Source organism: Seonamhaeicola sp. NFXS20 (assembly GCF_049132085.1).
Taxonomy (GTDB): domain Bacteria; phylum Bacteroidota; class Bacteroidia; order Flavobacteriales; family Flavobacteriaceae; genus Seonamhaeicola.
In genome coordinates, this window is record NZ_JAFMPU010000006.1 from 80890 (window position 1) to 93592 (window position 12703).

General features: G+C 35.8%; 9 protein-coding genes. 8 read left to right on the top strand and 1 reads right to left on the bottom strand.

Features of this window, described 5'->3' with window-relative positions; all coding sequences use genetic code 11:
* The first annotated feature begins 1 nt into the window (after position 1).
* The 5 genes from J1D01_RS10375 to J1D01_RS10395 are packed head-to-tail and all read left to right on the top strand — an operon-like array spanning position 2 to position 5734.
* The gene (locus J1D01_RS10375; protein WP_421150747.1) at positions 2 to 1237 is read left to right on the top strand and encodes an efflux RND transporter periplasmic adaptor subunit; all 1236 of its coding nucleotides are present in this window, start codon (positions 2 to 4) and stop codon (positions 1235 to 1237) included.
* A 5-nt stretch (positions 1238 to 1242) separates the two neighbouring features.
* Complete coding sequence (locus tag J1D01_RS10380; RefSeq protein WP_372936067.1) at positions 1243 to 1986, top strand: ABC transporter ATP-binding protein; 744 nt, start codon at positions 1243 to 1245, stop codon at positions 1984 to 1986.
* A gap of 2 nt (positions 1987 to 1988) precedes the next feature.
* Positions 1989 to 3209: an ABC transporter permease gene (locus J1D01_RS10385; RefSeq protein ID WP_372936069.1), complete on the top strand. Its 1221-nt coding sequence runs from the start codon at positions 1989 to 1991 to the stop codon at positions 3207 to 3209.
* A gap of 25 nt (positions 3210 to 3234) precedes the next feature.
* Positions 3235 to 4431 (top strand): DUF1566 domain-containing protein, encoded by a 1197-nt coding sequence (locus tag J1D01_RS10390; protein WP_421150748.1) that lies wholly within the window; start codon positions 3235 to 3237, stop codon positions 4429 to 4431.
* A gap of 10 nt (positions 4432 to 4441) precedes the next feature.
* A complete protein-coding gene (locus J1D01_RS10395) occupies positions 4442 to 5734 on the top strand; it encodes a DUF1566 domain-containing protein (protein ID WP_421150749.1) in 1293 nt (430 codons plus the stop codon).
* Between the two features lie 53 nt (positions 5735 to 5787).
* On the opposite strand, the gene J1D01_RS10400 is transcribed toward J1D01_RS10395, so the two are convergent.
* On the bottom strand, positions 5788 to 6678 hold the full coding sequence (locus J1D01_RS10400; protein ID WP_421150750.1) for a helix-turn-helix domain-containing protein: 891 nt from the start codon (positions 6676 to 6678) through the stop codon (positions 5788 to 5790).
* 136 nt (positions 6679 to 6814) lie between these two features.
* Between J1D01_RS10400 and J1D01_RS10405 the strand changes: the two genes are divergently transcribed.
* The 3 genes from J1D01_RS10405 to J1D01_RS10415 all read left to right on the top strand — a co-directional run bounded on the left by J1D01_RS10405 (position 6815) and on the right by J1D01_RS10415 (position 12702).
* On the top strand, positions 6815 to 8227 hold the full coding sequence (locus J1D01_RS10405) for an MATE family efflux transporter (RefSeq protein ID WP_421150751.1): 1413 nt from the start codon (positions 6815 to 6817) through the stop codon (positions 8225 to 8227).
* Positions 8228 to 8357: 130 nt separating this feature from the next.
* Entirely contained in the window at positions 8358 to 9533 is a 1176-nt protein-coding gene (locus J1D01_RS10410; RefSeq protein ID WP_421150752.1) for an efflux RND transporter periplasmic adaptor subunit, read from the top strand.
* Between the two features lie 13 nt (positions 9534 to 9546).
* Positions 9547 to 12702 carry an efflux RND transporter permease subunit gene (locus J1D01_RS10415; protein ID WP_421150753.1) on the top strand — a complete coding sequence of 1052 codons (3156 nt, stop codon included), beginning with the start codon at positions 9547 to 9549 and terminating at the stop codon, positions 12700 to 12702.
* Position 12703: the final 1 nt, after the last annotated feature.

The window sequence follows — 12703 nt, forward strand, 5'->3', positions numbered from 1 at the left end:
TATGAAAAAAAATAAAAAAATACTCATAGCAAGTATCTCTGTAGCCATATTAGCACTGGTACTTTACAATATTTTTAAAACAAACGATACGGTTCTTGTAGAAGCAAAAACTATCGAAGTTACTACGGGAGATGTTACCACTTTAGTTACTGCTACAGGTACTATTGAGCCAATAACACAAGTAGATGTTGGTACACAAGTGTCTGGTGTGGTAGAAAAAATATATGTTGATTATAACAGCGAAGTTAAAGAAGGACAACTTATTGCAGAACTAGACAAAACTAATCTTAAAGCAGCAGTAGTTGAAGCTCAAGCTAATTATGACAGTGCAATAAGTCAAAAAATATATACAGAAACAATCTATAATCGCCAAAAAACACTTTATGATAATCAAGTAATAAGTAAAGCAGATTTTGATGATGCTCTATATGATTATCAAACTGCTAAAAATACTGTAACACAACGTTATTCTTTACTTCAAACTGCAAAAACCAATTTAGAATATGCCAATATCTATTCGCCAATAGATGGTGTAGTGTTATCCAGAGATATAGACGAAGGACAAACCGTTGCTGCCAGTTATAGCACACCAACGTTATTCACTATTGCACAAGATTTAAAGGAAATGCAAGTTGAAGCTGATGTGGATGAAGCTGATATAGGAAACGTTAAAGAAGGACAGCGCGTAACTTTTACAGTAGATGCTTACATAGGCGAAACGTTTGAAGGCAAAGTTACGCAAGTAAGGTTAAACCCAACAGAGACTTCAAATGTTGTAACTTATACCGTAGTTATAAAAGCACACAATCCAGATTTAAAATTAAAACCAGGATTAACAGCTACCATTTCTATCTACACCTTAGAGTTGAAAGATGTGTTGACTACTGAAGCTAAAGCAGTAAACTTTAAACCAGACCCAGCAATAATGGCACAGTATATAGAACAAAATAACTTAACAATGCCAGAGCGTCCTCAAAATGGTGGTCCAGAAAACAACAACGAACAACCAGATGAAGAAACCACAATGCTTTGGGTATTAAATAATGATAAATCCATAACACCAAAACCTGTAAAATTAGGGGCTAGTGACGGCGTTAACGTACAGATATTAGAAGGTGTTTCTAAGGGCGAACAATTAGTTTACAGTCTTAAAGGTGGAAGTGCTACACCATCAGGAGCACCACAAGGCTCTAACGAAAGTCCGTTTATGCCAAAACGACCAGGAGCTAAAAAATAATGCTTATGTCAAAAGAAATTATAAAAATACAAGATTTAAAACGTGATTTTACCATGGGCTCAGAAACAGTTCATGCGCTAAAAGGCATCTCGTATAGTATTACAGAAGGCGAGTTTGTAACCATTATGGGCTCAAGTGGATCGGGAAAAAGTACCATGTTGAATATTTTAGGCTGCCTAGACAAGCCTACTTCCGGCACTTATGAAATTGATGGGGTAAAAATGAAAGACTTAAGTAAAAACGAACTTGCCACTATTAGAAACGAAAAAATAGGTTTCATTTTTCAATCCTACAATTTGTTGGCAAGAACATCCGCCATAGAGAATGTAGAATTACCCTTGCTTTACAACAGTAAAGTAACTTCTGAAGAGCGAAGGGAACGTGCAATTAAAGCCTTAGAGATGGTTGGTTTGGGCGACAGATTGTATCACACACCTTCGCAACTTTCAGGAGGACAACAACAACGTGTCGCTATTGCAAGGTCTTTGGTTAACAATCCTGTCATGATTTTGGCAGATGAAGCTACCGGAAACCTAGACACTAGAACATCGTATGAAATAATGACCTTATTTCAAGAATTAAACAAAAAAGGTATTACCATCACCTTTGTAACACACGAGCCAGATATTGCCACATTTAGTAGCAGAACCATTGTTTTAAAAGATGGTGAAATAATGCAAGATTATAAAAATCATAACGTACAATCGGCTGCAGAGCAATTAGCACAATTACCTGTAGAAAATCATTAATTATGAGACTATTAAACTTAATAAAAATAGCCTATAAAGCTATTATTCTAAATAAAATGAGAACCTTGCTTACCATGCTAGGTATTATCATTGGTGTGGCTTCAGTAATTGCTATGTTAGCTATTGGTGAAGGCTCTAAAGAGAGCATTCGCTCTACCATTTCTAATATGGGCTCTAATATGATTACTATAAGACCTGGCGCAGACGATAGAGGTCCTGCTAGAGGAAGTGGCGGTAATGTGCAAACACTCACTTTAGATGATTACAACGTTATTAACGAAAAGGTTGATTTATTATCAAACAGTACACCTGTTGTTAATAGTAGCGGACAAGTAATTAACGGTTCTAATAACTGGCCGAGTACCATATTTGGGGTATATCCAGAATATTTAGACATTAAAGTGGTTGGTTTACAAAGCGGAAGTATGTTTACGGATGCCGAAGTAAAAACCGCAGCCAAAGTAGCACTTATTGGGCAAACGGTTGTAGATAATGTTTTTCCTAATGGTGAAGAACCTGTCGGACAAATGATTCGTTTTAACAATATTCCATTTAAAGTAATAGGTGTTTTAGAAGAAAAAGGTGAAAATACCTTTGGGCAAGACCAAGATGATATAGTAATAGCTCCATTTACCACAGTACAAAAGCGTATTTTGGCTATCGATTATTTAAATCAAATTATGGCATCTGCAGTTAGTGAAGATGATGCGCCTGAAGCTGTTGAAATCATTTCTGAAATTTTACGGGAGCAACATAAATTATTAGATAATGAAGAGGATGATTTTACAGTACGTTCTATGGAAGAATTAATTTCAACATTTAGTTCTACAAGTGAAATGCTTACCATACTTTTAGTAGCCGTAGCTGGTATTTCCCTCTTAATTGGGGGTATTGGCATCATGAACATTATGTATGTTTCGGTTAAGGAACGTACCAAAGAAATTGGCTTGCGTATGGCTGTTGGTGGCAAGGGTTCTGACATATTAATGCAATTTTTAATTGAAGCTATTTTAATAAGCATAACAGGCGGTGTATTAGGAGTGGCATTAGGTTTAGGCGCAACGGTTTTCATAGAAAAATTCTTAAACTGGCCAACAAGTGTTGCGCTATATTCAATAATAATTTCCTTTGCGGTTTGTGCAATAACTGGTATCTTTTTTGGGTGGTATCCAGCAAGAAAAGCTGCAGCTTTAGACCCAATTACTGCATTGCGCTACGAGTAACTACTAATTTCTAAAAAAATTAAAAATGAAGCATAATTTATTAATAATAGGAGGATTAAGTGTTCTACTACTGTTTTCAAACTGTAAAAACAAAGCGAAGGTAAAAAAAGACACTAAACCAAATGCTAATATTCAGTTTGTACTATCAGACACAGGTCAAGATAAGTTTTATGACAACGATGGTAACCAAATTGAGACACCTAACATTGATGATGATTACTACGGTCAAGATGCACAATTTACAGGGATAGTTTCATCATATAAAGATAATGGTGATGGTACAATAACCGACTTAAATACTGGTTTAATGTGGCAAAAAACACCAGACTTTAAACGTCATAATTTTTATGATGCTTTTGATTATGTTGATAACTTAACCATTGGTGGTTATGATGATTGGCGATTACCAACCATAAAAGAACTGTATTCATTATTAAATTCTAATGGCGAGCTATTTCCTGAAGATTTAAGTAAGTCGAAACCATATTTAGACACCGATTATTTCGATTTTCAATATGATAAAAGAATGCCTTATGCTGGTCAATATTGGTCTAGTACAAAATATGTAAAAGGACCATTACAGAATATTAAAATGGAAGGTGCTTTTGGATTCAATTTTGCCGATGGACATATAAAAGCTTATGAAACAGGTTTGTATTACAACGGAGAAAGTGGTGTAAGAAATCCAGGTAATTATGTGCGTGCCGTTCGTGGTACAGAAAATGTTTACGGTGTTAACGATTTTGTTGATAATAACGATGGCACAATTACCGATAAGGCTACAGGATTGATGTGGCAAAAAGTAGATGATGGTAATACTTACAATTGGGTGGATGCACTTGAATATGCTAAAAACAGTGCGCTAGCAAATTATAATGATTGGCGTTTACCAAATACTAAAGAACTACAAAGTATTGTAGATTACGATAAGAAAACATTTCCTGCAATTGATGAAAATTATTTTGAATGTACAAACCCAGATAGTTGGTTCTGGACAAGTACCACACAAGGCGATTTTAAATACACCGCTTGCTACATAGCCTTTGGTAAGGCGTATAGCAAGGACAACAGTAAAGTAAAAGATTATTACGATTGGCATGGTGCAGGAGCACAACGCTCCGACCCTAAAGCAGGTAAAATTGAAGATTATTTAATGGAATCTGTAAATGCAGCAGATTCCTTAAGAATTAAAAATTACGTGCGTTTGGTTAGAAATTTATAAATATTTCCAAATGAAAACAATAAAACACAACAATATATTAGTTAGTACTTTCATGGTAATTGTACTAATGTCTACACAGTCTTGTAAAGATAAAAACACCCAAACAAGTGTTACAAATACTAAAGCAAACTACACCCAAGTGGCAACAGGGCAAATTAATGCTTATGATGAAAATGGCAATGTGGTTTCAGAGTTAAAACCTGGTGATTCACTTTACGGTCAGGATGCTCATTATTTAAAAGGTAAAAAAATGAGCTTCAAAAAAAATAACGATGGCACAATAACCGATAACAATACAGGTTTAATGTGGGAAGAAATCCCAACCATTGAAGGTTTCGAATGGCAAGGCGCCAAGGATTATGTAGAAAATTTAGAATTGGGTGGTTATGATGATTGGAGACTGCCAACGGCTAAAGAATTATTTTCTATAAGCGATTTTAGTGAAGGTTGGCCCTATTTAGATACTACTTATTTTTCATTAGTTAATAATAAGCATGTAGATAAAAGTGAACAATATTGGACAGCTAATAAGTACCTTGGGCACACCGAAGAAGGACAATACACTGCTGTTTTTGGTGTTAATCACGCCACTGGACATATAAAAGCATATCCAGGCGAAGCACCTAAAGATAGAAAAGATAGAAAAGGCCCACCACCAAATAACCAACAACCACGCGGACAAGAAGGTGACAATAGAAATGAGAATAGACCACCACCACCTGGCAATGGCGAAAGACCAATGGGTAACCCAATGTTAAAACATGTACGTGCAGTAAGAGGAAGCATTTATGGAGAAAATGATTTTAAAGATAATGGAGATGGTACTATTACTGATAATGCAACAGGATTAATGTGGGCTAAGAATGATAGTGAACAAGGTTTAGATTGGAAAAATGCACTTTATTATGCCGAAAATTCCGAACTAGCTGGTTATTCCGATTGGCGTTTACCAAATGTAAAAGAATTACAAGGAATCGTAGATTATAATTTTGCTCCCGAAGCCAAAGATGCTTCTAAAGATAGAGCTGCAATTAATCCGTTATTCAATATTTCTGAAATTACTAATGAAAATGGCGATAAAGATTATCCATATTTTTGGACAAGTACTTCTGCCAGATTTCAAAAAGGAAAACCTTATTACTATGCATGGTACGTAGCATTTGGTAGAGCTGTAAGTAAAAGCGGTTTAGACTCTCATGGTGCAGGAGCTGTAAGATTTGACACCAAACACGAAAACGGACTAGCAGGTGAAGGCGGAGAACGCAACTACAATTATGTTCGTTTGGTTAGAAATGTAGATTAATATATATTTTGTTATAAAACATTAGGGTTACTTGTTATTTTTAGCAGGTAACCTTATTTGTTTTTTCTAAACTGCGTTGCCGTAATTCCTGTATTTCGCTTAAAAAACTGATTAAAATTAGCTACTTCATTAAAGTCTAAAGCATAGGCTACATCGGCTACGGAATTATCGTTTTGATGTAGCAAGGTCTTTGCATAGAGTATTTTATAATCTATAATAACCTTTTGTGCGCTTTTTCCAGTAGCTTTTTTTACACATTCGGTGAGATAAATAGGACTAATATTCATTTTAGAAGCGTAATCATTTACAGATAAAAAATGATGATTATTAGATAAAATGACCTGCTCAAATTTAGACATAATAGTATCAAACCTATTGGTGGTAACCATACCTTTATTATTTTGTGTAGAACGCTTTACTTTATACAGTAAAATAAGTAGTAGAGACCTAACTATTTCAAAATTATGTAACGCTGTACTTCTAGATTCTTTATATAGTTCTTGAGCTATAGGCAATATACCATTAAAATCATTTTCTGAAAGTTGATAAAGTGGCATCGTATGAATTTTAAAAAATGGAAATTCGTTTTGTAGGCCATAAGACTGATTTAAATTGGTAAAAATCGAAGCATTAAAATAAATAATATAACCATAGTCATCATTGGGAGGTACTTTACTATAATGAATGACCTGAAAAGGAGAAACGATAGCTAAGCTATTTTTTAACTGATTCATGGTTTGATTACCAATTTGAATATTGGTATTACTTGTTTGAAGAATAGCAATCTCAAAAAAATCGCGCTTATGGGGTTCCCAAAACTCATCATCGGGTTCCACATGATCCATTTCTTTTGCAATTTTTCTTATAAAAAAACTGTTAGCATAATCATTTGCGGGTTGTGTACCGTTTAAAAAATAAGAATTGATGTCGCTATATACTTTCATGAAACTATCTATTTCTTCAAAATTAATACTAAAACCTTCTTAAAACTTAAATTATAATGCATTTAACACAAATTATAATACTCATTATGGTTTTTGGCTGAGCTATTTTTGCATTAAAGAACGTATAACGATTGAAATGAGTACATTAAAATTAAAATTTCAACAAATAAAGTATTTCATAAAAGGCAAAACAGTTTCAGATGTCGATAAACCAGAAAAAAAAGCCTATTCACTCACAGAAGATAGTGTTTTAAAACTGTTATTAATTTTTGTTGGGCCTGCAGTTTTAGGAATGCTAATTAATGCGCTTTACAATTTTGTAGACCGTATTTTTGTTGGGCAATTTGTTGGTGTAGAAGGCTTATCTGCAGTTACTATGGTCTTTCCTGTTAATCTTTTGCAATTTGCATTTGTGTTATTATTTGGTAGTGGTGCAGGTATTTTAATTGCTAAATATTTAGGTGAAGCTCAACCAGATAAAGCCAGTCGTGTTTTAGGAAATGCTATAGCGGGTATTTTGCTAATAACATTACTATTTACATTGCTTGGTCTTATATATTACAAACCTTTATTAGAGGCGTTTGGAGCTACTGGAACCTTATTAGATTTGTCTGTGGAGTACTTATTAGTTATCATTTTAGGTTTTCCACTTAGTTTTTTTCTTGCTTTAGAATTTACATGCAGAGCTGAAGGAAATCCAAAATTACCAGCAAAACTTATTGTGCTCTCATGTGCCATAAACATAAGTTTGGATTATGTTTTTATGAAAATATTTAACCTCGGTATTCGTGGTGCTGCCTTAGCAACCATAATAGCACAAGCTACCAATGCCATACTTTTAATGCGATATTATATAAGCGGAAGAAGTTTGGTAAAATTAAAATGGAAACAAATAAGACTACAAAAATCAATTATTTTCCCTATATTAATCGTAGGACTAGCACCATTTTTAATGGATTTAGCTATTAGTTTTCAAAATGTATTTGCTAATAACTTATTATTAAATTCTGGAGGTACAGATGGTGTTGCCGCCATGGGAATACTGTTTGGAGTAAACGTCTTTTTTATGATGATAGCTTTAGGAACAGGTGATGGCATGCAGCCTATTGTAAGTTATAATTTTGGTGCAAAACGATTTGATAGGACTCGTGAAACATTAGAAATAGCTATAAAAATAGTAAGTGTATTTACTATTTTGGGTCTGTTGATTTTGGAATTATTCCCAACACAAATAACCAGTATTTTTATAGATAGTAGTGGTAACCAAAATGTAATTAATATCACAAAAATAGCGTTGCGAATTTTTGCAATTTCTATTCCGTTTTATGCGGTTCAAATAATAATTACAAGACATTTTCAAGCCCTTCAAAAAAATAAATTAGCTATGTTTTTAGCATTGCTAAGACCCATTATTTTATTTATACCAATCGCATATCTACTTAATCATTATTATGGTTTAACAGGTGTTTGGATAGCCTTTCCAGTAAGCGATGGTATTGCCGCAATAGTGTCCTTATTTATCGTAAAAAAATATGCAGTAAATACATAAGAAACAAAAAAAACCATCTATAAAATCATACTATATCTAGATGTGTTTGGCGGATTAGTCTATTCGTATTGAGACTATAAATAATACGAGATAATTTTACACTAACAAATAAAAATTAATTAAAATTCAAATGATACATCAAAAAAATAATTTAAGGATTACCTATATCGGGTTTATTATGGCTTTGTTTTTAACATCCTGTAATAACAATGAAAAGAGACCTGAATTCGGAAATGCAGTAGCTGATTACGAGGTGTTAACCGTATCACCAAAAAACATTGGGTTATATAGAGAATTTCCAGTAACTATTGAGGGTACCGAAAACATAGAAATTTATCCTAAAATTGAAGGGTTTATAGAAAAAGTGCTTGTAGACGAAGGAGAATATGTGCAGAAAGGACAAGCACTTTTTTTACTGAACGCCCCTGAATATGAACAGGAGCTTTTGAGCAGCAAGGCCGCGATCAGCAGTGCAAAGGCCGATGTAAGCTCTGCAGAGGTCAATGTTGAAAAAGCAAAGCCTTTGATTGAGCGGGAAATTATCAGCAAGTTCGAGTTAACTTCCGCCGAAAATGCACTTACCGCCGCCAAGGCGGCCTTGGAGCAGGCACAGGCCAATTACTCCAATGCACAGACCAACTTTGGCTATACCAAAATTACGGCCCCGGTTTCTGGTTATATAGGTTCTTTGCCCTATAAATTGGGGAGTCTGGTAAATAGCAATATTAGCGAACCTTTGACCACGGTGTCGAATATCAAACAGGTGTACGCCTATTTTTCCATCAACGAAAAAACATATTTGGAGTTCACAAAAGAAGGCGTGTTGAGCAACATGAACGAGGTCTCCCTGCTACTTCCCGATTATACCTCCTTTGACCAAAAAGGAAAAATTCAAACGGTTAGTGGTCAGGTGGATGAAGAAACTGGCTCGTTTAATGTACGCGCTATTTTTGACAACCCCGATAATTTATTGAGAACAGGGAATAGTGCTACCATACAATTGCCTAGAACTATTGAAGGGGCTTATTTAATTCCTCAATCGGCAACCTATGAAATTCAAGGTGGTGTTTATGTGTATTTGGTAAACGAACAATCCCAAGTACAATCAACTAAAATTACGGTAACTAGTACAAATTCGGGACAAGCTTATATAGTTACCGACGGACTCAAAGATGGCGACCAAGTAGTTCTTGAAGGTATTTCAGGCTTATCAAGTGGTAAAGAAATAAAACCGGTTCAAGTAAAAGAGAGTGATATAACCGCATTACAGCAAATCACCGAAAAAGTAACATCTACCAACCTATAAAATCATAGACATTATGTTTAATAAATTTATAAAGCGTCCGGTGCTTTCGGCGGTAATTTCTATCATCATATTGATTTTAGGGATTATTGGAATCACCACATTACCCATATCTCAATATCCAGATATTGCACCACCAACGGTACAAGTGACTGCTTCTTATGACGGTGCCAATGCAGAAGCTGTATTAAATAGTGTGATTGTTCCTTTAGAAGAGGCAATTAATGGTGTAGAAGGGATGACGTATATGACCTCTACAGCTACTAGTGGTTCTGCTAGTATCACGGTGTATTTTGAATTAGGTACCGACCCAGATATTGCTGCGGTCAACGTGCAAAACAGTGTATCAACGGCTTCCAACTTATTGCCCTCTGAGGTTATACAAGCGGGTGTTACTACAAAAAAACAACAAAGTAGTAATGTATTTATTTTTGGGCTGTACAGTGAAAATGATAATTATGATGAGGAATTTATTCTGAATTATGCCGAAATTAATTTAATACCTGTATTAAAGAGGATAGACGGTGTTGGTAGTGCCTCGGCATTTAGTTCTAGAGATTATAGTATGCGTATTTGGTTAAAAGCCAATGTGATGGCAAATTATGGTTTAGAACCATCGGATATTAGTGTTGCACTTGCTGACCAAAACCTTGAAGCCGCACCAGGAGAACTAGGTTTACAAGGAAATCAAGCCTATCAATATACCCTAAAGTATAAAGGTAAATTACAAAATGCTACCGATTTTGAAGACATCATTATCAAAACTACTGACGATGGACGAATCCTACGTTTAAAAGACGTTGCTAGAGTAGAGTTAGGGTCTCAATCGTACAGTTCTAGTACTACTATTAATGGTAAACCTGGGACAGGTGTGGCAATAGCGCAATCTGCAGGGTCGAATGCGCAAGAGGTAGTTGCGCAATCTATTGCAACCTTAGAGGAAGCTTCTAAAAACTTTCCTGAAGGTCTAAAATATACAGAAATGGTAAATGCCAATGACTTTTTAGATGCGTCTATTTCTAAAGTGATTAGTACTTTGATTGAGGCTTTTTTACTGGTGTTCCTTGTTGTTTTCATCTTTTTACAAGATTGGCGTTCCACTTTAATTCCAGCCATCTCTGTACCGGTGGCCGTGGTGGGTACCTTCTTTTTCCTAAGCCTGTTCGGTTTTACGATCAACTTATTGACCCTATTTGCCTTAATGCTTGCCATTGGTATTGTGGTCGATGATGCCATTGTGGTGGTAGAGGCCGTACACGCCAAACTGGACTCGGGGTATCAATCGGCCCGAAAAGCGAGTCTGGACGCCATGGGTGAGATTTCAGGGGCCATTATTTCCATTACCCTGGTTATGTCGGCAGTGTTTATACCGGTAACATTTATTAGTGGATCTTCAGGGGTGTTCTACCAACAATTTGGTATAACCCTTGCCATTGCCATCATTTTATCGGCCGTTAACGCATTGACCTTGAGTCCTGCTTTATGCGCCCTTTTATTAAAACCGCACGAAGAACATAAATCAAAAAGTTATCTGCAACGTTTTTATATAGCCTTTAACGTAGGCTTTGAAAAAACAACTTCAAAATATAAAAAGGCAATATCATTTCTAATTCGTAAAAAGGCTATTGCCGTTGGTCTTATCGTTATTTTTATTGGGGTGTTCGTTTACCTAATGAATACCACGCCAACAGGCTTCGTGCCCGATGAAGACCAAGGTACTGTTTTTGCCGATGTAAGTTTGCCAGCAGCATCCTCTCTTGAAAGAACAGATGAAGTTTTGGATGAATTACAGAAGATTGTCGAAGATATACCAGAAGTAAATGCCTTTTTACGAGCCACCGGTCGTGGATTTATGAGTGGTGAGGGATCTAATTATGGAATGTTTATATTAAAACTAAAATCTTGGGATGAGCGTAAAGGAGAAGGGCAAAGTGTACAAGACATCATTGGTCAGTTGTTTGCAAGAACAGCTAACATTAAAGATGCTAGAATGATATTCTTTGCGCCACCAACGGTTACAGGATTTGGTTTAAGTAACGGATTTGAAGTACAGTTACAAGACCAAAGTGGTGGTACTGTAGATGCACTTTATAAGGTAAGTCAAGATTTCATCCAGGCCTTAAGTGAACGCCCAGAAATACAGTATGCCAACACAACCTTCGATCCAACGTTTCCACAATACGAAGTGGTGGTAGATGTCGATAAAACCAAACTAGCAGGTTTAGATGTAGAAGGGGTTTTAAGTGTCATGCAAGGCTATTTAAGTGGCGTGTATGCTTCTAACTTTAATAAATTTGGAAAGCAATACCGTGTTATCTATCAAGGGGAACCTAACTTTAGGGCCAACCTTGAAAGTTTAAATGCCATAAAAGTTAAAAACAGTAATGGCGTCATGGCGCCCATTACCGAGTTTATAACCTTAAAAAGGGTTTACGGACCCCAAAGTTTAACCCGTTTTAACCTATTTACAGCGGCAAAAATAAGTGGTGCTCCCAATGACGGCTATAGTTCTGGTGATGCTATTAATACCGTTGAAGAAGTTGCGGCACAAACCTTACCCACAGGCTATGGTTACGAATACTCTGGGATAACGCGTGAAGAGATTTCTGCAGGAAGCCAAACGGTGTATATCTTTATGCTGTGTTTTATATTCGTTTATTTCCTATTGTCTGCACAGTACGAGAGTTTTATACTTCCTATTTCCGTATTACTGTCTGTTCCGGCAGGACTATCAGGGGTACTTATATTTGCAAATTTATTTGGTATTAGTAACAATATTTACATACAAATTACCTTGGTAATGCTTATTGGTTTGCTTGCTAAAAATGCCATTTTAATTGTGGAGTTTGCCATACAGCGTAGGCGCGAGGGAGAAACCATTGTTCAATCGGCCATAGACGGTGCCATTGCCAGGTTCCGACCTATTTTAATGACCTCATTTGCCTTTATCTTCGGATTACTTCCCCTGATGATCGCAACAGGCGCAGGTGCTGTAGGTAACCGTGCCATTGGTACGGGAGCTATTGGAGGTATGTTAGTCGGTACTATATTAGGTGTATTGGTAATACCAGTGCTTTATATTATTTTCCAAACACTTCAAGAAAAATTAGTGGGAGTTCCTAATCACGATTGGGGAGAAGATGATGAAGACAACAACCTAAAATTAAACTAAA

Coding starts and splice junctions, on each gene's coding strand:
- J1D01_RS10375 (WP_421150747.1), top strand. CDS start 2: ATGAAAAAAAATAAAAAAATACTCATAGCAAGTATCTCTGTAGCCATA.
- J1D01_RS10380 (WP_372936067.1), top strand. CDS start 1,243: ATGTCAAAAGAAATTATAAAAATACAAGATTTAAAACGTGATTTTACC.
- J1D01_RS10385 (WP_372936069.1), top strand. CDS start 1,989: ATGAGACTATTAAACTTAATAAAAATAGCCTATAAAGCTATTATTCTA.
- J1D01_RS10390 (WP_421150748.1), top strand. CDS start 3,235: ATGAAGCATAATTTATTAATAATAGGAGGATTAAGTGTTCTACTACTG.
- J1D01_RS10395 (WP_421150749.1), top strand. CDS start 4,442: ATGAAAACAATAAAACACAACAATATATTAGTTAGTACTTTCATGGTA.
- J1D01_RS10400 (WP_421150750.1), bottom strand. CDS start 6,678: ATGAAAGTATATAGCGACATCAATTCTTATTTTTTAAACGGTACACAA.
- J1D01_RS10405 (WP_421150751.1), top strand. CDS start 6,815: ATGAGTACATTAAAATTAAAATTTCAACAAATAAAGTATTTCATAAAA.
- J1D01_RS10410 (WP_421150752.1), top strand. CDS start 8,358: ATGATACATCAAAAAAATAATTTAAGGATTACCTATATCGGGTTTATT.
- J1D01_RS10415 (WP_421150753.1), top strand. CDS start 9,547: ATGTTTAATAAATTTATAAAGCGTCCGGTGCTTTCGGCGGTAATTTCT.